At 53.9% G+C, this 20,237-nt stretch carries 22 protein-coding genes; 10 read left to right on the forward strand and 12 right to left on the reverse strand.

Features of this window, described 5'->3' with window-relative positions; all coding sequences use genetic code 11:
- Positions 1-211: 211 nt before the first annotated feature.
- From pfkB to BH712_RS04580, 3 genes are all read left to right on the forward strand, one after another.
- Positions 212-1,144 (forward strand): 6-phosphofructokinase II, encoded by a 933-nt coding sequence (pfkB, locus tag BH712_RS04570; protein ID WP_032673516.1) that lies wholly within the window; start codon positions 212-214, stop codon positions 1,142-1,144.
- Positions 1,145-1,235: 91 nt separating this feature from the next.
- Positions 1,236-1,526, forward strand: coding sequence for a type V toxin-antitoxin system endoribonuclease antitoxin GhoS (ghoS, locus tag BH712_RS04575; protein ID WP_006809081.1), 291 nt, complete (start codon positions 1,236-1,238; stop codon positions 1,524-1,526).
- 105 nt (positions 1,527-1,631) lie between these two features.
- The gene (locus BH712_RS04580; RefSeq protein WP_006809082.1) at positions 1,632-2,492 is read left to right on the forward strand and encodes a fructosamine kinase family protein; all 861 of its coding nucleotides are present in this window, start codon (positions 1,632-1,634) and stop codon (positions 2,490-2,492) included.
- A 33-nt stretch (positions 2,493-2,525) separates the two neighbouring features.
- On the opposite strand, the gene BH712_RS04585 is transcribed toward BH712_RS04580, so the two are convergent.
- Complete coding sequence (locus BH712_RS04585) at positions 2,526-3,062, reverse strand: YniB family protein (protein WP_006809083.1); 537 nt, start codon at positions 3,060-3,062, stop codon at positions 2,526-2,528.
- 142 nt (positions 3,063-3,204) lie between these two features.
- Here BH712_RS04585 and hxpB point away from each other — a divergent pair, with 142 nt between their 5' ends.
- The 4 genes from hxpB to tcyP all read left to right on the forward strand — a co-directional run bounded on the left by hxpB (position 3,205) and on the right by tcyP (position 6,977).
- The gene (hxpB, locus tag BH712_RS04590) at positions 3,205-3,876 is read left to right on the forward strand and encodes a hexitol phosphatase HxpB (protein ID WP_006809084.1); all 672 of its coding nucleotides are present in this window, start codon (positions 3,205-3,207) and stop codon (positions 3,874-3,876) included.
- A 128-nt stretch (positions 3,877-4,004) separates the two neighbouring features.
- Positions 4,005-4,766: a 2-dehydro-3-deoxy-D-gluconate 5-dehydrogenase KduD gene (kduD, locus tag BH712_RS04595; protein WP_032673729.1), complete on the forward strand. Its 762-nt coding sequence runs from the start codon at positions 4,005-4,007 to the stop codon at positions 4,764-4,766.
- Positions 4,767-4,867: 101 nt separating this feature from the next.
- Positions 4,868-5,458 (forward strand): metal-dependent hydrolase, encoded by a 591-nt coding sequence (locus BH712_RS04600; RefSeq protein WP_006809086.1) that lies wholly within the window; start codon positions 4,868-4,870, stop codon positions 5,456-5,458.
- Between the two features lie 127 nt (positions 5,459-5,585).
- Positions 5,586-6,977: a cystine/sulfocysteine:cation symporter gene (tcyP, locus tag BH712_RS04605; protein ID WP_006809087.1), complete on the forward strand. Its 1,392-nt coding sequence runs from the start codon at positions 5,586-5,588 to the stop codon at positions 6,975-6,977.
- 48 nt (positions 6,978-7,025) lie between these two features.
- Here the strand turns inward: tcyP and cedA are convergent, their stop codons facing one another.
- Positions 7,026-7,280, reverse strand: a complete 255-nt coding sequence (cedA, locus tag BH712_RS04610) for a cell division activator CedA (protein ID WP_071850030.1) — start codon at positions 7,278-7,280, stop codon at positions 7,026-7,028.
- 187 nt (positions 7,281-7,467) lie between these two features.
- On the opposite strand from cedA, the gene katE reads away from it, so the two are divergent.
- A complete protein-coding gene (katE, locus tag BH712_RS04615) occupies positions 7,468-9,717 on the forward strand; it encodes a catalase HPII (protein ID WP_032673518.1) in 2,250 nt (749 codons plus the stop codon).
- Between the two features lie 116 nt (positions 9,718-9,833).
- On the opposite strand, the gene chbG is transcribed toward katE, so the two are convergent.
- From chbG to osmE, 7 genes are all read right to left on the reverse strand, one after another.
- The gene (gene chbG / locus BH712_RS04620; RefSeq protein WP_006809090.1) at positions 9,834-10,583 is read right to left on the reverse strand and encodes a chitin disaccharide deacetylase; all 750 of its coding nucleotides are present in this window, start codon (positions 10,581-10,583) and stop codon (positions 9,834-9,836) included.
- An 11-nt stretch (positions 10,584-10,594) separates the two neighbouring features.
- Positions 10,595-11,950 (reverse strand): 6-phospho-beta-glucosidase, encoded by a 1,356-nt coding sequence (locus BH712_RS04625; RefSeq protein ID WP_006809091.1) that lies wholly within the window; start codon positions 11,948-11,950, stop codon positions 10,595-10,597.
- 109 nt (positions 11,951-12,059) lie between these two features.
- Positions 12,060-12,878: a transcriptional regulator ChbR gene (gene chbR / locus BH712_RS04630; RefSeq protein WP_006809092.1), complete on the reverse strand. Its 819-nt coding sequence runs from the start codon at positions 12,876-12,878 to the stop codon at positions 12,060-12,062.
- A gap of 29 nt (positions 12,879-12,907) precedes the next feature.
- Complete coding sequence (gene chbA, locus BH712_RS04635; protein WP_006809093.1) at positions 12,908-13,255, reverse strand: PTS N,N'-diacetylchitobiose transporter subunit IIA; 348 nt, start codon at positions 13,253-13,255, stop codon at positions 12,908-12,910.
- A gap of 47 nt (positions 13,256-13,302) precedes the next feature.
- Positions 13,303-14,661: a PTS N,N'-diacetylchitobiose transporter subunit IIC gene (gene chbC / locus BH712_RS04640; RefSeq protein WP_006809094.1), complete on the reverse strand. Its 1,359-nt coding sequence runs from the start codon at positions 14,659-14,661 to the stop codon at positions 13,303-13,305.
- A gap of 80 nt (positions 14,662-14,741) precedes the next feature.
- On the reverse strand, positions 14,742-15,059 hold the full coding sequence (gene chbB, locus BH712_RS04645; RefSeq protein ID WP_006809095.1) for a PTS N,N'-diacetylchitobiose transporter subunit IIB: 318 nt from the start codon (positions 15,057-15,059) through the stop codon (positions 14,742-14,744).
- A 281-nt stretch (positions 15,060-15,340) separates the two neighbouring features.
- Positions 15,341-15,685 carry an osmotically-inducible lipoprotein OsmE gene (gene osmE, locus BH712_RS04650; protein ID WP_003857836.1) on the reverse strand — a complete coding sequence of 115 codons (345 nt, stop codon included), beginning with the start codon at positions 15,683-15,685 and terminating at the stop codon, positions 15,341-15,343.
- A gap of 231 nt (positions 15,686-15,916) precedes the next feature.
- Between osmE and nadE the strand changes: the two genes are divergently transcribed.
- Positions 15,917-16,744: an ammonia-dependent NAD(+) synthetase gene (gene nadE, locus BH712_RS04655; protein WP_006809096.1), complete on the forward strand. Its 828-nt coding sequence runs from the start codon at positions 15,917-15,919 to the stop codon at positions 16,742-16,744.
- A gap of 115 nt (positions 16,745-16,859) precedes the next feature.
- The gene (gene cho, locus BH712_RS04660; RefSeq protein ID WP_197347164.1) at positions 16,860-17,738 is read left to right on the forward strand and encodes an excinuclease Cho; all 879 of its coding nucleotides are present in this window, start codon (positions 16,860-16,862) and stop codon (positions 17,736-17,738) included.
- On the opposite strand, the gene ves is transcribed toward cho, so the two are convergent.
- The 3 genes from ves to astE form a co-directional block, all read right to left on the reverse strand.
- Positions 17,716-18,273: an environmental stress-induced protein Ves gene (ves, locus tag BH712_RS04665; protein WP_006809098.1), complete on the reverse strand. Its 558-nt coding sequence runs from the start codon at positions 18,271-18,273 to the stop codon at positions 17,716-17,718. The genes cho and ves overlap by 23 nt on opposite strands.
- A gap of 167 nt (positions 18,274-18,440) precedes the next feature.
- Positions 18,441-18,935: an ATP-independent periplasmic protein-refolding chaperone Spy gene (gene spy / locus BH712_RS04670; RefSeq protein ID WP_006809099.1), complete on the reverse strand. Its 495-nt coding sequence runs from the start codon at positions 18,933-18,935 to the stop codon at positions 18,441-18,443.
- Positions 18,936-19,271: 336 nt separating this feature from the next.
- Entirely contained in the window at positions 19,272-20,237 is a 966-nt protein-coding gene (gene astE / locus BH712_RS04675) for a succinylglutamate desuccinylase (protein WP_006809100.1), read from the reverse strand.

A 20,237-nucleotide genomic window follows, 5' to 3' on the forward strand; every position in this document is an offset into this window, starting at 1 on the left:
AAAGGTAACAAATTATAAAAAGCCGCAAATAACATAGCAATATTTTCTTCTTTCATTTTTTGAATAAGAACGATCTCAAAACGCGTTTTATTTTATATGCCCGAAGAAGGTTATTTGTCAGCATTCATTTTTAAAATCATACTGTTATTTACGTTGCCTTCCTGCCAAACGGTGCCAGGCTTAAAAGAACCCATGCTAAAAGGAGGTTATGATGGCTTCAATTTATACGCTGACGCTCTCCCCTTCCCTCGACTCCGCGACGATGACGCCGCAAATCTACCCGGAAGGTAAGCTACGCTGTAGCGCCCCGGTGTTTGAGCCGGGCGGCGGCGGCATTAACGTGGCGCGCGCCGTTACCCATCTCGGCGGAAAAGCCACCGCCATTTTCCCTGCTGGCGGTGCTACGGGAGAGCATCTGGTTGCGTTGCTGGCAGATGAACAAGTTGCCGTGGACACCGTAGACGCCAAAGACTGGACCCGGCAAAACCTGCATGTCCATGTTGAATCCAGCGGCGAACAGTATCGTTTTGTTATGCCGGGGGCGAAGCTGAGCGATGATGAGTTTCGTCAACTGGAAGAGAAAGTGCTGACCATTGAAAGCGGTTCATTGCTGGTGATCAGCGGTAGCCTGCCGCCGGGCGTCAAAACAGAAAAGCTGACGGGGCTGGTTCAGGCGGTGCTCCAGCGCGGCATTCGCTGCATTGTCGATAGCTCAGGCGACGCTCTGAAAGCGGCGTTAGAACCCGGCCAACTTGAACTCGTCAAACCTAACCAGAAAGAGCTTAGTGCGCTGGTTAATCGCGAACTTAACCAGCCTGATGACGTGCGTACTGCCGCAGAAGAGCTGGTACGTACCGGCAAAGCGCATCGCGTTGTGGTCTCTCTCGGTCCTCAGGGTGCGCTGGCCGTCGACAAGACGGGCTATGTACAGGTCGTTCCTCCGCCAATGAAAAGCCAGAGCACCGTGGGTGCAGGTGACAGTATGGTTGGCGCGATGGTGCTGAAGCTGGCGCAGGGCGCTTCGCTTCTGGAGATGGCACGCTATGGCGTCGCGGCAGGGAGTGCAGCCACCATCAATCAGGGAACGCGTCTGTGTTCGCTTGCGGATACGCAGAAAATTGTCGATTACCTGGCGAAAAGCTGAACGTACTTCCCCTTCCTGTGGAGGGGGAAGTCGCCAAATATGGCTCATCGACTATGCTAAGAAAACTTTCAGGATAACAACGAGGTGAAATATGAGCAGTGGTGATATCACCCGCTACGTCGTAACGGTCAATATTCATGAAGCATCGCTGACCGAACTGAATGAACTCAACAACGCGTTCACGCGGGCAAATTTTCAACTTACGCTGACGGACGATGAAGGCAATATTCATGATCTCGGCTCGCTGGCGTTTGGCCTGATAAGCCCGCTAAGTCAGGAAGAGGTGAAGGCGCTGGCCAGTAGCCTGGTGGAAAGCGTGACTGACAAAGCGACAGAAATTGACGTGGATAGCTGGGAAAACTGGCATAAAAAAGAACAATAAGTGCCCTGTACAAAATTAAACCGCTCAGTTGTGCGTTAGTTCCTGTTTTTTTATGGGCGTTCTGCGCTAACTTTATGATCTGGCAGACAACATGGGAGAGACATCATGTGGCAGGCTATCAGTCATCTTTTAAGTGAGCAACTGGGTGAAGGTGAAATTGAACTGCGTAACGAACTGCCAGGCGGAGAGATCCATGCCGCATGGCATTTACGTTACGCCGGGCGCGATCTTTTCGTTAAGTGTGATGAACGTGAATTACTCCCCATTTTTACTGCCGAAGCCGATCAGCTTGAGCTGTTATCGCGCAGTAAAACCGTCACCGTGCCGCAGGTTTTAGCCGTCGGCAGCGATCGTGACTATAGCTTTCTGGTGATGAACTATCTTCCGGCGCGTCCTCTGGATGCCCATAACGCCTTTATTCTCGGGCAACAGATTGCCCGTTTGCACCAGTGGAGCGATCAACCTCAGTTCGGGCTCGATTTCGATAACGATCTCTCCACCACGCCGCAGCCAAACGCGTGGCAGCGCCGGTGGTCGACATTTTTCGCTGAGCAGCGCATCGGCTGGCAGCTGGAGCTGGCCGCTGAAAAGGGATTAGCGTTCGGCAACATCGACGCGATTGTTGAACACGTTCAGCAGCGTCTGGCTTCACATCAGCCTCAGGCGTCCCTTCTGCACGGTGATTTATGGTCGAATAACTGTGCGCTCGGGCCTGATGGCCCCTATATATTTGACCCGGCCTGCTACTGGGGCGACAGAGAGTGTGACCTCGCGATGCTGCCGTTGCACCCTGAACAGCCGCCGCAAATTTATGATGGCTATCAGTCTGTCTCGCCGCTTCCCCTGGATTTCCTCGAACGTCAGCCGGTTTATCAGCTGTACACCTTGCTAAACCGGGCTATTTTGTTTGGCGGAAACCATCTGGTCAATGCCCAGCGGGCGCTGGATCGTATTCTGGCGGCATAGCGGGAGGGGGCAACATCACGCCCCCTTTAGCATTTACAGGAAGCCAAGCAGCGTAAAGAAGAAATACCCGGCCACAATGATAACGATCGGCAGGACGTAGAGCGGGAAAAACTGCACAAAAATGGTATGACGCGGAACGACAATGCGCGATTCAATCTGCTCGCGGCTCATCCCGTCCGGGCCTTTCGCCTTCTCAAGTATCAGTTGATCTTCCACCCCTTCGCGTAAAAAGCGGGTCTGGCGGCTCATGCGCGCGCCGGAGGCCTGCAACGCCATCGCGATGAATATTAACGCATAGATTATCCAGAATCCGATATTAAGCTGGTTGTGAAAATCCGGCGTGGGCGAGTTGAACCAGAAGACGTTCAGGAACGGGGTGTTGAACCGCATCATCTCAATCATGACGTGGGCAAAATCAAGCATGACGGCATTAATGCCCGGCTGTTTTTCGCTGTGATCGTACATAAATTTGAGTACGGAGATCAGCGTTGAAATCAGGGCGGGAATGAAAATAACCCAACCAGCAATACGTTTTAAGACCGCGATGCGTCCAGCCTGTTGATACGTCATTCGTTCCTCTTCATAAAGACGCGTTATTTGTGCCTAAGTCTACCTGCTGTCGGTCATTTTCGCCCGATCTTTGAATGCAATATGCTAAATTGCTTGTGCTTAGCACCGTTCGTCTTACCCCCCAAGATAAGGAGATGTTGTAATGTCGACACCGCGCCAGATACTTGCCGCTATTTTTGACATGGATGGATTGCTGATTGATTCCGAACCCCTGTGGGATCGGGCTGAACTGGACGTGATGGCCAGCCTTGGCGTCGATATCAGTCGTCGTAACGAGCTTCCCGATACCCTGGGGCTGCGCATCGATATGGTGGTTGATCTTTGGTATGCCCACCAGCCATGGGTTGGCCCGGACCGCGACGAAGTCACGGCGCGTATTATCAACCGCGCTATCTCCCTCGTAGAAGAGTATAAGCCTCTGTTACCGGGCGTACATGACGCTATCGCCCTGTGCAAGGCGCAAGGGCTAAAAGTGGGGCTGGCCTCCGCCTCACCGCTGCATATGCTGGAAAAAGTGCTGACGATGTTCGGGCTGCGCGACAGTTTCGACGCGCTGGCCTCGGCCGAAAAGCTTCCTTACAGCAAGCCGCATCCGCAGGTGTATATGGATTGCGCCGCAAAACTGGGACTGGATCCGCTTACCTGCGTGGCGCTGGAAGATTCAGTTAACGGCATGGTGGCGTCTAAAGCTGCACGTATGCGCTCTATCGTTGTACCGGCTGAAGAAGGCCGACACGATCCCCGTTTTGCCCTCGCGGATGTCAGGCTGACGTCTCTTGAAGAATTGACTGCCCGCCATTTGCGCGGGGAGTAATGCTCCTTCAGGCAGCTTCGGCTGCCTGCTTCACAAAATCAAAACATCGTTTTACTTTATTTGCTTTTCTCATTCCAGGCTCCTATCCTTACGTGCAGAATGACAATAATCTGACTTCTGAGGCGCGTATGATACTGGATGCTTTTACTCTGGCAGGAAAAGTGGCGATCGTAACCGGGTGCGATACCGGTCTGGGGCAAGGCATGGCTATTGCCCTCGCCCAGGCAGGCTGCGATATCGTGGGAGTTAACCGCAAGGTTCCTGACGAAACGGCTGCGCGCGTGACGGCGCTGGGACGACGCTTTTTCGCGATCCGCGCCGATCTTGGCAAGCAGGCGAGCATTCAGAGCGTGGTGGATACCGCAGTCGCTGAGATGGGACGCATCGATATTCTGGTTAACAATGCTGGCACCATCCGCCGTGCCGATGCACTGGAATTTAGCGAGAAGGACTGGGACGAGGTCATCGATCTCAATCTGAAATCGGTCTTTTTCCTCTCCCAGGCAGTGGCCAGACAGTTTATTGCGCAGGGTCAGGGCGGCAAGATCATTAACATTGCCTCCATGCTCTCCTTCCAGGGCGGCATCCGGGTGCCCTCTTACACGGCCTCCAAAAGCGGCGTGCTGGGCCTCACCCGCCTGCTGGCGAACGAATGGGCGGCGCGGGGGATTAACGTGAACGCTATTGCGCCGGGCTATATGGCGACAAATAACACCCGGCAACTTCGTGATGATGAGCAGCGCAGCCAGGCGATCCTTGACCGTATTCCGGCGGGCCGCTGGGGACTGCCGGAAGATTTGCAGGGTCCGGTGGTGTTTCTGGCCTCGTCAGCGTCCGATTACGTTAACGGCCATACCCTCGCCGTAGACGGTGGCTGGCTGGCGCGCTAGCCGCGCGCTTGTGACAAAGAGTTACACCGTCACCTCTTTCGCACACTGTATAAAAACCCTATACTGTATGAATCGACAGCTTACCGGGTTTTATTTTTATCATGACGGCGGAAGGCCACCTGCTTTTTTCACTTGCTTGTGCAGTGTTTGCCAAAAACGCTGAACTGACCCCTGTGCTGGCACAGGGGGACTGGTGGCATATTGTCCCTTCTGCCGTGCTGACCTGCCTGCTGCCAGACATTGATCATCCCAAATCATTCCTTGGTCAGCGGCTGAAGTGGATTTCAAAACCCATCGCCAGAGCCTTTGGTCATCGCGGATTTACCCACAGCCTGCTGGCCGTGTTTGGCCTGTTAACGCTCTTCTATTTGAAGGTCCCTGAGAGCTGGATCGTCCCGGCGGATGCCATTCAGGGCATGGTGCTCGGCTACTTAAGCCATATCCTCGCTGATATGCTGACCCCAGCGGGCGTTCCGCTGCTCTGGCCCTGCCGCTGGCGTTTCCGCCTTCCGATCCTCGTACCGCAAAAAGGCAACCAGCTGGAGCGCGTTCTGTGCATGGCGCTGTTTGCGTATGCCATCTGGATGCCGCAGACATTGCCCGAAAATGGTGCAGTGCGCTGGTCATCGCAGATGATCAACTCGCTGCAATTTCAGTTCAATCGTTTTATTAATCACCAGATTGAACATTAAACCGACAATATAATCACTTTTGTCATAAACCATTCCATATGGATATAAGCGCGACATCACACTTCTGATAACCTTGCGCCAACAGGTTCGGTAAAAACCGACCATATAATAAATCAGGAGAACGGGGATGAATTTTCCACTCATCGCGAACATTGTCGTGTTCGTCGTATTGCTATTGCTTCTCGCCCAGGCTCGCCACAAACAGTGGAGCCTGGCAAAAAAGGTACTGGTCGGTCTGGTCATGGGCGTGGTGTTTGGCCTGGCCTTACACGCCATTTACGGCTCTGATAGCCCGGTACTGAAGGATTCCATTCAGTGGTTCAACATTGTCGGTAACGGCTATGTACAGCTGCTGCAAATGATCGTTATGCCGCTGGTGTTCGCCTCTATTCTGAGCGCCGTAGCCCGTCTGCATAATGCTTCTCAACTGGGTAAAATTAGTTTCCTGACCATTGGTACCCTGCTCTTTACCACGCTGATTGCCGCGCTGGTGGGTGTGCTGGTGACCAATCTGTTTGGCCTGACCGCTGAAGGTCTGGTGCAGGGTAGCGCTGAAACCGCGCGTCTGACGGCAATTGAGACCAACTACGTGGGTAAAGTGGCCGATCTGACCGTGCCGCAGATGGTGCTCTCCTTCATTCCGAAGAATCCGTTCGCTGACCTGACCGGTGCAAGCCCAACCTCCATTATTAGCGTGGTGATTTTCGCGGCGTTCCTGGGCGTGGCTGCACTGAAGCTGCTGAAGGACGATGCGCCGAAAGGCGAGCGCGTACTCATTGCCATCGATACCCTGCAAAGCTGGGTGATGAAGCTGGTGCGTCTGGTCATGCAACTGACGCCGTACGGTGTTCTGGCGCTGATGACCAAAGTCGTTGCAGGATCGAACCTGCAAGACATTATCAAGCTTGGCAGCTTCGTGATTGCTTCGTACCTGGGGCTGGGCATTATGTTTGTTGTGCACGGTATCCTGCTGGGCGTGAACGGCGTTAGCCCGCTGAAATATTTCCGCAAAGTCTGGCCAGTGCTGACCTTCGCCTTCACCAGCCGTTCCAGCGCGGCCTCTATCCCGCTGAACGTGGAAGCGCAGACCCGTCGTCTGGGCGTACCGGAGTCTATCGCCAGCTTCTCGGCCTCCTTTGGCGCGACCATCGGGCAGAACGGCTGTGCGGGTCTCTACCCGGCTATGCTGGCCGTAATGGTTGCCCCAACCGTGGGTATCAACCCGCTGGATCCGGTCTGGATTGCGACGCTGGTGGGTATCGTGACCATTAGCTCCGCCGGTGTGGCGGGCGTGGGCGGCGGCGCGACCTTCGCTGCGCTGATCGTTCTGCCTGCGCTGGGACTGCCGGTGACGCTGGTTGCCCTGCTGATCTCTGTTGAACCGCTGATCGATATGGGCCGTACCGCGCTGAACGTGAGCGGCTCAATGACCGCTGGCACCCTGACCAGCCAGTGGCTGAAGCAGACCGACAAAACGATTCTCGAGAGTGAAGAAGATGCCGAACTGGCACATCGTTAATCACTACTGAAAGAAAAAAACCGCCTGCGGGCGGTTTTTTTATGGCTGTTATTCTTCAACCTCTTCATCCTGACGGGTCTGCACTGCCCATCGCTGCGCCGATTCTGGCACCGAAAACGCAGGGGAGCGACGGAAGTGCTCGCCAATCAGCACGAAGGCAACGTATTTACCCCGTAACATCCAGACATCGCGAAAACCATCCACTTTCAGGGCATGGTCAGGCGGCGCGGGTTCAACGCGGGGCACATAGCTAATAACCTGGCGGTTTTGTTGACGAAGAGGTTTCATAAGCGACGGGTTCACTAAAACAAATTCTTAAAGCAGGAAATTTCTATCATAGCCGATTCTCCCCCCACCCGTCGCGCCTGACGTGTGGCAGATGGCTCCTTTCGCTAATCACTTATCTGAAAACGCTTAGTTCGCCTGCTAATTCATCACATTGTTCTATCCTTAATAGGGTTTTCAGGAACGAACTAAGGAGAAGCGTGCAATGTCGAACAACGATAAACCACATCAAGCCCCCATTCATGGCACCGAAGAATCTCAACCGGGAATGGACTCACTCGCCCCTGCGGATGGTTCTCATAAACCCTCCCCTGGCCCTTCGGCGCCGGGCGAGCAACCGACTGCGCCGGGAAGCATGAAGTCACCCGATGCGGATAACGAGAAGTTAAAATCTCTCGACCCGCATCGCAAAGGGGGTGAAGGCTATGCGCTGACCACCAATCAGGGCGTGCGTATCGCCGACGATCAGAACTCCCTGCGCGCCGGAACGCGCGGCCCGACGCTGCTGGAAGATTTCATCCTGCGGGAAAAAATCACCCACTTCGACCATGAGCGTATCCCTGAACGTATCGTTCACGCGCGCGGCTCCGCGGCGCACGGCTATTTCCAGCCGTACAAGAGCCTGAAAGAGATCACGAAAGCGGATTTCCTTTCCGACCCGAACAAAATCACACCGGTGTTTGTACGCTTCTCTACCGTACAGGGCGGCGCTGGCTCGGCTGACACGGTGCGTGATATCCGCGGCTTCGCCACTAAATTCTATACCGAAGAGGGTATTTTCGACCTGGTGGGGAATAACACTCCGGTGTTCTTCATTCAGGATGCGCATAAGTTTCCTGACTTTGTCCATGCGGTAAAACCAGAGCCTCACTGGGCCATACCGCAGGGACAAAGTGCGCATGACACCTTCTGGGACTACGTCTCGCTGCAACCGGAAACCCTGCACAACGTGATGTGGGCGATGTCTGACCGGGGGATCCCACGCAGCTATCGCACCATGGAAGGGTTTGGGATCCACACCTTCCGTCTGATCAATGCCGAAGGCAAGGCAACGTTCGTGCGTTTCCACTGGAAACCGGTCGCGGGGAAAGCGTCCCTGGTGTGGGATGAAGCGCAGAAGCTCACCGGGCGCGATCCGGACTTCCACCGTCGCGAACTGTGGGAATCCATTGAAGCCGGTGATTTCCCGGAATACGAGCTGGGGTTGCAGCTGATCCCGGAAGAGGACGAGTTCAAATTCGACTTCGACCTGCTCGATCCAACCAAGCTTATTCCGGAAGAGCTGGTGCCGGTTCAACTGGTAGGCAAAATGGTGCTTAATCGCAACCCGGATAACTTCTTCGCGGAGAATGAGCAGGCTGCGTTCCACCCGGGCCATATTGTGCCGGGGCTGGATTTCACCAACGATCCGCTGCTCCAGGGCCGTCTGTTCTCTTACACCGATACGCAGATCAGCCGTCTCGGTGGTCCCAACTTCCACGAGATCCCAATCAACCGTCCGACCTGCCCGTACCATAACTTCCAGCGTGACGGAATGCATCGCCAGGATATCGATACCAACCCGGCAAACTACGAACCGAACTCCATTAACGATAACTGGCCGCGTGAAACTCCACCGGGGCCAAAACGTGGCGGATTCGAGTCGTATCAAGAGCGCGTGGACGGAACAAAAATTCGTGAGCGCAGCCCGTCGTTTGGTGAGTATTACGCTCATCCTCGCCTGTTCTGGAACAGCCAGACCCCGATTGAACAGCAGCACATTATCGGCGGTTTCAGCTTTGAACTGAGCAAAGTGGTGCGAACCTATATTCGTGAGCGCGTGGTCGACCATCTGGCGCACATTGATATTCAGCTCGCACAGGGCGTGGCGAATAATCTCGGCATCACGCTGACTGACGAGCAATGCCATGCCGCACCGCCAAAAGACGTGAACGGGCTGAAGAAGGATCCTTCCCTGAGCCTGTATGCGGTACCTGGCGGGTCAATTAAAGGCCGCGTGGTGGCTATCCTGCTGAACGATAAACCCCGCGCCAGCGACGTGCTGGGGATCATGAAGGCGCTCAAAACCCAGGGCGTGCATGCCAAACTGCTTTACTCACGTATGGGCGAAGTGACGGCCGACGATGGCTCCGTCCTGCCGATTGCCGCGACCTTCGCCGGGGCACCGTCGTTGACAGTTGATGCGGTGATTATGCCGTGCGGCGACGTGGAGAGTCTGATCGGCAATGGCGATGCCGCCTATTATCTGCTGGAAGCCTATAAGCACCTGAAGCCAATCGCCCTGGCAGGCGATGCGCGGAAGTTTAAATCTCTACTGAAGGTACCGGATCAAGGGGAAGAAGGTATTGTCGAAGGTGATAACGTTGACGATGCGTTTATGACCCGGTTGTTTGACCTGCTCGCCGCCCACCGCGTGTGGTCGCGCAGCAGTAAGATCGACCAGATACCGGCGTAAACAACCATACCCGGTTGTGCGGCCTGAAGCCCTCTCCCACAGGAGAGGGAGAAACCAAAAAAAAACGGTAACCAAAAGGTTACCGTTTTGCTTTTACCTCGCCACCGGGCTTTGTCTCAAAGATCCCTGAACGTCCCCAGACGATACCCACGCTCGGCAATCGCGTATTTCAGCGACGCCGACGTCAGCACGTCCAGTTCCGCCAGACGCGGCCAGCAGTAGGCGCTCTTACGTACAATGTTATCGACAAACGCCGGGTGCGCCATCACTTCAAGCGAGCGCTCCCCTTTTGCGGCGGACTCATCCAGCACCTTCAGGAACAGCGCTTCGTCGATCTCATCGCCGTAAAAGGCACTGCTGAAGCCCTCCGTAGACGTCACCGCCACGTCCGGCAACCCGTGCACGTCCCGATCCACGCGCATCGCCACGCCTTTACGTTGCGCAAACTCTGCCACAATCGGGAAAATCGCCGGGATCATATGCACATGATGATGGCTGTCAATATGGGTTGGCTCGCGGCCAAACAGATCCACAAAGCGGTTAAACTGGCAATCCAGCTCACGGGCAATCTCATCGAGCGGCAGAGCGTCCTGCTCCGCGATTTCCCAAATCCATTTCCCCAGTTGCCCTTCGCGCGTCAGGCCCGGCATCGGTGAAAGGGGCAACCCAAGCGTCAGCACAAAGTGCATACCCACGCCCAGTTCGGGCACCTCACGGCTTAGCTGTGCCGCATGTTCCACCGCCTCGCCGTTGATGAGCGCTGTAGTAGAGGTGACCACGCCCCGGCGACAGGCTTCAATAATGCCGTAGTTCTGCCCTTTTGACAGGCCAAAATCATCGGCATTGACGATCAGCAGGTTTTCCATCGCGGCTCCTCTTAACGGTGCGTGTGCTTCAGTTTCTCAACCGTTGCAGCAAAGTTTGGCAGCCATTTTTCATGCGCCAGGATCATCTCACTCGCGAGTTTTTCAGCATCACGGTCAGAATGCACCAGCGGACTGAGGTTAAGCGCCAGCAGCACGTCATTCAGTTCTCCGCTCAGGGCCGCATTGCTTGCCGCCACTTCAAAGCCTTTGATGGTGTGAATCAGGCCCATCACTTTATCGTCGAAGTGGGTAATGCGGGGATGCGGTTTTGCGCCGTCGCGCCCAAGGATGCAGGTCATCTCAACGGCCCAGTCTGCCGGGATATTGTCGATGTGCCCATGATGCGGAACGTTCACATAGTGCTCGGCCTGCTTGTCATTGTAAATGGCGTTGATCACTTCACACGCGGCATCCGAATAGTATGCCCCGCCACGCTGCTCCAGCTCTTTCGGTTTGACGTTCAGGTTCGGATCTTTATACAACTCAAAAAGCTGCTTCTCCACTTTCTGCACAACCTGAGCGCGCGCGCCGCCTTTGTAGTATTCGCCCATTTCAATCGCCAGCATCTCTTTCTGCTTGAAGTAGTAGAGCAGATACGAGCACGGCAGCAGATTCAGGGAGCGGATCAGCCCTTCGCTGAACGGCAGATCGAAAATGTTTTTCACCGAGGCCGCAGTCAGTCGACCAGAGGCGACGCCGTCGAGCAGTTCTGCAAAGCGCGATTGCCCGTTCACCATCACATCTTTGATAAAGACCATGTGATTCAGGCCGAACAGGTCAATGGACAGCTCATCGTTATCGGTCAGTTCCAGCACATCGCGGATGAACATCTTCATGCCAATCGGAATATTGCAGACGCCGATGAAGCGTTTGAAACCGGTGTGACGATAAACGGCCTCGGTGACCATCCCGGCCGGGTTGGTAAAGTTAATCACCCACGCGTTCGGGCAGATCTCCTCCACGTCTTTAATGATGTCAAAAATAACCGGAATGGTACGCAGACCTTTAAACAGGCCCCCTGCCCCGTTGGTTTCCTGGCCCAGATAACCGTGGCTCAGCGGAATACGCTCATCCAGCTCACGCGCTTTCAGCTGGCCGACGCGCAGCTGGGTGGTCACGAAGTCTGCATCTTTCAGCGCCAGGCGGCGATCCAGCGTTTTATGGACGGTTAAAGGCACGCCCGCTTTTTCAACCATGCGTTTGCACAGTTCAAAAATAATATTCAGCTTCTCCTGCCCTTCTTCAACATCCACCAGCCATAACTCGCTGACCGGTAATTCATGATAACGTTTCAGGAAACCTTCAAGTAATTCCGGGGTATAGCTGCTGCCGCCACCAATGGTTACGACTTTTAATTTCTGTTGCATAATATCTCCCTTAGCGTATCAGGTTAATCGCCTGCAAGGTATAGCGTACTCTTCCCGCTACTTGGGCAAGCCATTACGTCACTGTTCGTGGCGGATAAACCGCCGAAAGTTAATTAATTACCGTTAAATTTTTGCGGTAACTGTTCGGTGTGAATGAAGTCAACTTTTTAAAGGTTTTAATAAACAGACTGGGGCTGCTGTATCCCGATTCGTAAGCGATATCGGTGACAGAGTAGTTCGTAATTTCCAGCTGTTTTTTGGCAAAGTTAATGCGGATTTCATTAATAATTTGCACAGGCGTTTTACGATAATAACGCTGCGTGGCGCGCGTTAAATATTCCTGCGATTTACCCGACAGCGCCACCATATTTTCCAGCGCGTTCTCGCTGAACTGTCCCTTGTCGTGCATCAGCTCCACGGTACTGCGCAGCCACTGAGGAATATCATCCACCACCTGCTGTTCTTCACGGTGATGGCGGAGGCGATTCATGACGTAGAAGGTCACGGTTTCAATAAATTCATCAAATTCATTGTCGCGGAAATTCAGCGAAGCGATAACCGTTTCAATCCAGGTCATAAACTCATTTTTGACGCGATACACCTGTGATGCCACAAAGCAGAACGGAACCAGTGTCAGATAGTGTTTTTCAAAGAAACGCCTGCTCACCCCTACGTTCAGAATGCGTGTCGCACCAAACTCATAAAAGCTCTGGTGATACGATCCCATCGGCAAAAAGACGAAATCGCCGCGTTCAAGCAGGACGCGCTTACCGTTGATCTCCTGATAGTAGCGGCCGGTCAGAACAATCGTGAACTCGTAGTAGTCATGCTGGTGCAGACCACTGGCGCTCTCCGTTTTGTTGTAAATCACCACGTGAAAATTCTTGCCATTAAACAGCTGCTGCTCATGTGCGGTTTTAATTTCCATCGTGCTGACCTCCTGCTACTTCGGCTGACTTATTGCATCTTCTCGTGAAGCTCGATGAGCTCCGCTACCAGCTCGCGCGCCAGCATGGAGGTCATCAGGTGATCCTGGGCATGGACCAGCACCAGGCTCACTTTCATCTTCCCTTCGCCCTGGTCGCTTTCGATGAGCTTCGTCTGCACCAGATGCGCTTCGTTTAATGCGGTACGGGACTGCTCCATCATGGTTTTTGCGGCTACGAAATCGCCCTGCTTAGCCTGCTTAAGCGCCGCATACGCCAGGCTGCGTGCCTGCCCGGAATTGATGATGAGACCCATCACCACCTCTTCCAGATCGTTCTCTGCGGTTTCTTCGGCAACGATATTCTCTAAATCTAACATCTTTAAGCTCCTTTACGCTGGCGCGGGTTGCCCCGCGCCGTGCAATTTTAGAATTTCAGTGCGAGGGCGATATCCTCTTCGCTCTCTTCTTCATCGATAACCGTTGCGGCCTTGTTCGCAATCGCCACGAATGGCATGTAGAGCAGGGTGGCAATCCCGAGGTTGAATATCGCCAGCAGGAAGGCGGCCACGCTACCGTTGGTGTTGAAGAACGCGCCCAGACCGGCTGGCATTGTCCACGGTGCAATGTTGGTCACCGGCGGGATAATGCCCAGGTAGTACGCCGTCAGCGTAATCGCGGCCAGCAGCGGCTGAACCAGGATGAAGGGAATGAACATCACCGGGTTCATGATAATAGGCAGACCAAACAGAATCGGCTCGTTAATCTGGAAGATGCCTGACGGCAGAGCCAGCTTCGCAACCTGACGATGGTCGGCGCGGCGAGAGACAATAAAGACCGCGATGATCAGACCCAGCGTCGCCCCGGTACCCCCCAGGAAGATATAGGAGTCAAGCATCGGCTTCGCCCACACATGGAAGGTTTTACCGGCCGCCAGCGCCGCATCGACGGAGCCGTACTGCTGGTAAAGCGCGACGTTTTCCAGTGCCCACGGGGTCATAATACCGCTGTCCAGCGCCGCCAGTGCCAGTGAACCATGCACGCCGAAGAACCACAGCAGGGAGGTAAAGATGACATATGCCCAACCGACCACGCTACCCATCGACGCCAGCGGCGTTGAGATAGAGTCCATAATGATCTGATGGAAGTTAGTACCCCAATGAGAGAGCGCCCAGGCAATAATCCCCATGATGGAGAGAATAATGAAGCCCGGAATCAACGCGGAAAATGAACGAGAAACGGAGGCCGGAACGCTATCCGGCAAGCGGATAACCCAGTTACGGCGGATAACGAAGGTGAACATTTCGGCCACCACCAGCCCGATAATAATACCGGAAATGATGTTTGCCCCACCCAGCCAGTTGGCGCCAACGGCGTAAGCGTCGCCCACGCTGTACGGAGTGACGGTCATGAACGCGGCAATGGAGAGCAAGCCTGCCGCCAGCGGATCCACTTTACGCTCTTCCGCCAGCGCCATCCCGATAAAGAAAGGCGCCATTAGCGACATAATACCCAACGTACCGTTGTAGACGTTGCCGCCAATGGCTTTTAAACCATTAAGGGTTTCAATAGTGGAAGCATCTAACCTAATTCCTAATGAATAAAAAAAGGAACCTTCTCCAAAGCTCAGAAAAACGTTGTTAATTAAAACGAACATTGCCCCGGCTAATGTCAATGGCATTAATTTAATAAAGCCGTTCTTAATGGCATTAACGTGAGGCTGCTTTCCTATTTTAACAGCAAAAGGAAGGAGTACCTTTTCAAGTGAAGCGATGACTTTACTCATAGGAAAATACCCTTAAATGCCGCAACGACCGTTACGGCGTATTGTGTGTGAAATAACTCTTTGACGGGAAAAATAAAAAATTAATTAGCAGCTTTTTTAATCGCCGCAACAGCAGCTTTTAATACACCTAAACCATCAATCTTGCCGTACAAAACGGAATCGATCACTTCAACCGGTTTATCAGGGAGTAAACGTTGAATTTCGGGCAACATATAAGCGATTTGCGGACCCAGCAAAATAACATCTGCCGCCTGGCCCTTTTCGCCCGCCAGCGTTTCCGGAAACGCCTCAATCACCACAGGGACTTCATATTTTTCGGCCTGCGCGCGCATTTTGGAAACCAGCAGCGAAGTGGACATACCCGCAGAGCAGAACAGATAGATATGTTTCTTTTCCATGATAACTTCCCTCTTGTTTGTCTACCCGCCGTCGCGCTAACACTCGACTCGCTATCCTGGCTGACGGGCAGTGTGCTGAACATTGTTTGTCGTTGAAGTGAGTATACGCAATGGTACAGGGAGGGGATAATTCTGGATAGACTGAAATTGTCTCTCATTGACCTGGCTTGTTGACTACCTTCACATTTCAGGCAAATAATTCGCGCCAAGAAATAAGATTTACGTATGCATAAAAAAACCGGCCTTCAGGCCGGTTTGTTAACACTCTCAGGCAAGCACGCTTACTGCGCCTTAGGTGCCTGTGGGTCGGTGTCGTATTCGGCACAGGTCTGGTAACCTGAATTGATCACGTGACCCGTATCATCCAGGGCGACAAAGTAGGTTTCTGCCTTACCATCACGTTGACCCAGAATATAGGTCTGGCAGGTACCACGTGCGTGGATCATAGTGACTTCAGAAGAAGGTTTACCGGCAATGGCAGCAACCTGGGAACGCGTCATGCCTTTTTTGACGTCTTTAACCACTGGCTGTGTGAACTGATCTTTGGTGCGATCGTAAGCTGTACACCCTGCCAGCATAGTCAGTACCGCCGCTGCGCTTAAAATTCCTGCTACGTTCTTGTTCATATTCCGTCCTCTTGTTTATCAGCGTGTTAACTAAGCATGGGATAAAAATTACTATTGTTCAACTTTGCGAGTTACGCCAGACGAATTTCGGAAAATTCTAATAAAACAACGATAAGCTGCTAAATCGCTGTAAAACAGTACACTCAAAACTGTGATCCTTGTCGTTTTCCCGACAAAGGGTTAGTTTTAACAGATCACACTTTCTGTTTGGTTCTGCATAGGGAGGGCGTAATGGCTCTGCAACAAGAAATTATTCAGGCGCTGGGCGCGAAACCTGCGATTGATGCCAGTGAAGAGATCCGTCGTAGCGTTGATTTTTTGAAAGCTTACCTGTCTGCACACCCTTTCCTGAAGACGCTGGTGCTGGGTATCAGCGGCGGTCAGGATTCTACTCTGGCCGGTAAACTGAGCCAGATGGCTGTCTCCGAGCTGCGTGACGAGACCGGTGACACCGCACTGCAATTTATTGCCGTACGTCTGCCGTATGGCGTGCAGGCCGACGAGCAGGACTGTCAGGATGCTATTGCCTTTATTCAGCCGGACCGTGTTCTTACCGTGAACATCAAAGGCTCGGTACTGGCAAGCGAGCAGGCCCTCCGTGAAGCCGGAATTGAACTGAGCGATTTTGTTCGTGGCAATGAGAAAGCCCGTGAGCGCATGAAAGCGCAGTACAGTATCGCAGGGATGACCAAAGGGGTTGTCGTGGGAACCGACCACGCCGCGGAAGCCATCACCGGCTTCTTCACCAAATACGGCGATGGCGGTACGGACATCAACCCCCTCTTCCGCCTGAACAAGCGTCAGGGCAAGCAGCTGCTGGCGGCGCTGGGCTGCCCGGAGCACCTGTATAAGAAGGCGCCAACGGCAGATCTGGAGGACGATCGTCCTTCCCTGCCGGATGAAGCAGCGCTGGGGGTCACGTATGACAACATCGATGATTATCTGGAAGGCAAAACGCTCGACGAAGGGACCGCAAAAATTATCGAAGGCTGGTATCTGAAAACCGAGCATAAGCGCCGTCCGCCCATTACGGTGTTTGACGATTTCTGGAAAAAGTAAAAGCAAAACGGTAACGCAGTTTTGCAGGCCGGGTAAGGCGTAGCCGCCACCCGGCTCTTTTTTAACCACCGAACACCTGCTACACTGTATGCCTGAACAGTATATGGAGCAGTATGTGAGCAGGCGTCAATCCGCCCCGCGTCTTGAGTTTGAAGCGGCGGCTATCTACGAATATCCCGAGCATCTTCGCCCCTGGCTTGAGGCACTGCCTAAACAGCCTGGCGTCTATTTCTTCCACGGTGACAGCGACACCATGCCGCTCTATATCGGCAAAAGCGTGAATATCCGCAGCCGGGTGATGTCGCACCTGCGTACGCCGGACGAAGCCTCAATGCTCAGGCAGTCCCGGCGGATCACCTGGGTCGAGACGGCAGGAGAACTGGGCGCGCTTCTGCTCGAAGCCAGGCTCATCAAGGAACAGCAGCCGCTGTTTAACAAACGTCTGCGCCGCAACCGCCAGCTGTGCTCCTTGCAGGTTAACGCGGGAAAACCGCAGGTCGTGTATGCCCGGGAAGTAGATTTTTCGCATGAACCGAATCTTTACGGGCTGTTTGCCAACAAACGTGCCGCACTGCAAACCCTGCAATCCCTGGCTGATGAATTACAGCTTTGTTACGGCCTGTTAGGGCTGGAATCCACCACCCGCGGTCGCGCCTGTTTCCGCTCCGCGCTGAAACGCTGCGCCGGGGCGTGCTGCGGAAAGGAGAGCGTTGAGGAACATCATGCCCGGTTTATGGCTGGCCTGGCCTCAATTAGCGTTAACTGCTGGCCGTGGGAAGGCGCGGTGGCGCTGAAAGAAACCCGCGATGCGATGACGCACTATCACATCATTCGCAACTGGCTCTGGCTTGGCGCCGTCGAAAGCCTGGATGACGCAACCGCTCTGCTACGCACCCCCGCCGGGTTCGATCAGGATGGTTATAAAATTCTCTGTAAGCCACTGTTAACCGGAAAATATGAGATCATTGTACTCAATGACCCGGCAGCCAGGTAATTTCGCTGAACAGCAGACTGCCTTTCGATTCCAGTAAACGGAGGGTATGGCTGCCCTCTTCCCAGCTGGCGCCCTGATCGGCGGTCAGTAATTTGTCTCCCAGTTGCCAGGCGCCGCTTAATACGAACGCCACTCCACCGCGTGACGCGAAGGTGGTAAACGTCCGGGTAGCAACGCGCACCTTTGCCTGGCAGCGATCCCGTCGGGTCATGATGTTGAAGTCCATCGACATCTGCCCCTCTGTGAGCACGGCCTTCACCGCCAGATCGCCCGCAAAACGGTAAGGCTGATGATGCTTCAGGGTATGGCAAAACGCCCTGCCCGCATCCAGGGTCACCTCGCCGCCCTCCAGCAGCGTAATCACCCGGTCAACGCCCGGGAACGCGGAAAATTCGCCGTTACTGGCAATGGAGGCAATACTGGCCCGCCAAAAAAAATCCCGCGTCGCAGGAGGGACACAGCAAATCTCACGCGTCTCACCTGCGCCGTTACGCCAGAGACTGACCGGCATTTTACGGATATCAAAGAATTCCATGACCACTCCTGAAGGACGCACCGTGCGCCAGGGCATTTTCACAGACGTATTATCGGCAGCAGTCAGGCCAGACCTTAGGCATGGGACAAAAGAAAAACCGCCGGTCCTGTCCACAGCGTTTTCGCTTTTGTAGACAGGAGCCCGGCGGTCTTAAGAGAGTGAACCGATTATTCGGTTGGTGCAGGCATTTTACCTTCCGGCGCTGCACGTTCTGTCAGACGCTTCTCAAAATTGGCATTAAATTGCTTTTTCTGTTCCGCCGTCAGAATGTTGTAAATCTTGTTCTGAGTTTCCATGTGGGCCAGCATGCGCGCTTTGTGCTGCTCGGCCATTTTGTCGATCTGCGCTTCCGCTTTTGCTTTATCGAAGCTGTCGCTGGCAATGATGTCATGCATTGCGCGGCGCTCTTCCAGCGGAGGACGTTTCATCTGGTCACGCTGGCTTTTCATGATGTCGCGGATCTGCTGTTTCTGCGCATCGGTGAGGTTCAGATCTTTAAACATCATCATCTCATGGTGCATACCCGGCTTGCCTTTATGATGCATCATCATTTTGCCTTCAGTCGGCGCGGCGGTAGTGGTCGCGGTATCTGCGGCGAACGCCATGCTGGTAGCGCCCAGAGCCAGGGTAGAGGCAACAAACAGTGCAGTTAATTTACGCATAATGTCTTTCCTTACTTTCAGTTATTCTTCGGCGCTATGCCGGTTGACGAGATTAACTTTACGGGGTTTATCGTCAATTAGTCAGAGCAACAGTAAAACAATGAAAGTGTAAAAAACAACTTTTCGCCAATTGTGGAGAAATTAAGGAAAAAGCGTGGAGAGATGAAACAAAAATATTCAACAGGATGATTTTAAAGAAATTATGGAGGAGTATAGCGAAGTGCCGTTTAATAATAAAGCAATTCTCCAGGAATATTCCGCAAACATTACCAGAGCGCTTTAAACGTGAAGAAATTTATTCTTGATTTCCCCTCCGGTCTACGCGAGGGGAGCCGATCACGACATTTTTTCCAGCATCAAACCGGCCCGCAAACCAAACGCGACCGACGGATTAGGGAATAAAACATATTCCGTGGATTTCTCTACCGCATAGCGCGTCTCACCATCTTCCGCCAGCAGAACGCCCTGACGAAACGGCGTAAAGTTCAGCGTATGGGGCGCCATATGAAGCTGGAAAGCCTCACTGCGGCGCGTGATCTGCTGTACGACCCGATAGCGCACGACGGGCTCCCGGGTGGGTTCCGGCGCAACCCCAGCAAGCAACGCCCGAAGCGCCTGATGCGTAGGGGCAAAACGCGTCAGGTCGTTCTGCCCGAACGGTAGCGCTTTTCCCAGCTCCAGGGTGCAGGAGAGCGCGCCAAAATGCTCGCAGGTGAAGTGGGTAAACGTGCCGCCTGGCGTCTGGTGGAAAACCAGCGCCTCCAGCCCCGCGTCGCCAAGCCAGGTCAGAAACGCGTCATCCCACGGCTGGTGACGCTGCGGTAAAACGCCAAAACGCACGTGGTACGAGGCGCGAATGGCCGTATGCAAATCGAGGTGCCAGCGCGTTTCCCCCGCCCCGGCAAAAAACGCCGTGACCACCTTCTCCAGCCATTGCGCGCGTGTCGTTTCATCACTCTGTGGAAAGTCCGCCCAGCGACCACCAAACATGCGGTTGATGTCGCTCACCAGATACCGTTTGTTTTGCGCCAGCGCAGGCGGATTTCCCAGTACCACCAGCAGACGGCAGTGCAGCGTGATCTCTGCGCGATACAGCGCGCGCAGCAGAAGATCGACAATCTCCACGGGCGCGGTTTCGTTTCCGTGAATGCCGGAAGAAAGCAGCAGCGACAGGTTATATTCCCCCGTCGGCGTCAGTTCAAGCACGCCCGGCCCCCGCCATCGCCAGTGGAACGAGGGGCCTTCCCCCTCGTGCCGTGCCGGAGTCTCTTCACCCAGCGTCAGCGCCAGTAAGTTTTCCAT

The sequence above is a fragment of the Enterobacter hormaechei ATCC 49162 genome (assembly GCF_001875655.1).
GTDB classification, from domain to species: domain Bacteria; phylum Pseudomonadota; class Gammaproteobacteria; order Enterobacterales; family Enterobacteriaceae; genus Enterobacter; species Enterobacter hormaechei.

What these genes read in the sequence shown, in the direction of transcription:
- pfkB (WP_032673516.1), top strand. Translation starts at nt 212, where the DNA reads ATGGCTTCAATTTATACGCTGACGCTCTCCCCTTCCCTCGACTCCGCG.
- ghoS (WP_006809081.1), top strand. Translation starts at nt 1,236, where the DNA reads ATGAGCAGTGGTGATATCACCCGCTACGTCGTAACGGTCAATATTCAT.
- BH712_RS04580 (WP_006809082.1), top strand. Translation starts at nt 1,632, where the DNA reads ATGTGGCAGGCTATCAGTCATCTTTTAAGTGAGCAACTGGGTGAAGGT.
- BH712_RS04585 (WP_006809083.1), bottom strand. Translation starts at nt 3,062, where the DNA reads ATGACGTATCAACAGGCTGGACGCATCGCGGTCTTAAAACGTATTGCT.
- hxpB (WP_006809084.1), top strand. Translation starts at nt 3,205, where the DNA reads ATGTCGACACCGCGCCAGATACTTGCCGCTATTTTTGACATGGATGGA.
- kduD (WP_032673729.1), top strand. Translation starts at nt 4,005, where the DNA reads ATGATACTGGATGCTTTTACTCTGGCAGGAAAAGTGGCGATCGTAACC.
- BH712_RS04600 (WP_006809086.1), top strand. Translation starts at nt 4,868, where the DNA reads ATGACGGCGGAAGGCCACCTGCTTTTTTCACTTGCTTGTGCAGTGTTT.
- tcyP (WP_006809087.1), top strand. Translation starts at nt 5,586, where the DNA reads ATGAATTTTCCACTCATCGCGAACATTGTCGTGTTCGTCGTATTGCTA.
- katE (WP_032673518.1), top strand. Translation starts at nt 7,468, where the DNA reads ATGTCGAACAACGATAAACCACATCAAGCCCCCATTCATGGCACCGAA.
- chbG (WP_006809090.1), bottom strand. Translation starts at nt 10,583, where the DNA reads ATGGAAAACCTGCTGATCGTCAATGCCGATGATTTTGGCCTGTCAAAA.
- BH712_RS04625 (WP_006809091.1), bottom strand. Translation starts at nt 11,950, where the DNA reads ATGCAACAGAAATTAAAAGTCGTAACCATTGGTGGCGGCAGCAGCTAT.
- chbR (WP_006809092.1), bottom strand. Translation starts at nt 12,878, where the DNA reads ATGGAAATTAAAACCGCACATGAGCAGCAGCTGTTTAATGGCAAGAAT.
- chbA (WP_006809093.1), bottom strand. Translation starts at nt 13,255, where the DNA reads ATGTTAGATTTAGAGAATATCGTTGCCGAAGAAACCGCAGAGAACGAT.
- chbC (WP_006809094.1), bottom strand. Translation starts at nt 14,661, where the DNA reads ATGAGTAAAGTCATCGCTTCACTTGAAAAGGTACTCCTTCCTTTTGCT.
- chbB (WP_006809095.1), bottom strand. Translation starts at nt 15,059, where the DNA reads ATGGAAAAGAAACATATCTATCTGTTCTGCTCTGCGGGTATGTCCACT.
- osmE (WP_003857836.1), bottom strand. Translation starts at nt 15,685, where the DNA reads ATGAACAAGAACGTAGCAGGAATTTTAAGCGCAGCGGCGGTACTGACT.
- nadE (WP_006809096.1), top strand. Translation starts at nt 15,917, where the DNA reads ATGGCTCTGCAACAAGAAATTATTCAGGCGCTGGGCGCGAAACCTGCG.
- ves (WP_006809098.1), bottom strand. Translation starts at nt 18,273, where the DNA reads ATGGAATTCTTTGATATCCGTAAAATGCCGGTCAGTCTCTGGCGTAAC.
- spy (WP_006809099.1), bottom strand. Translation starts at nt 18,935, where the DNA reads ATGCGTAAATTAACTGCACTGTTTGTTGCCTCTACCCTGGCTCTGGGC.
- astE (WP_006809100.1), bottom strand. Translation starts at nt 20,237, where the DNA reads ATGGAAAACTTACTGGCGCTGACGCTGGGTGAAGAGACTCCGGCACGG.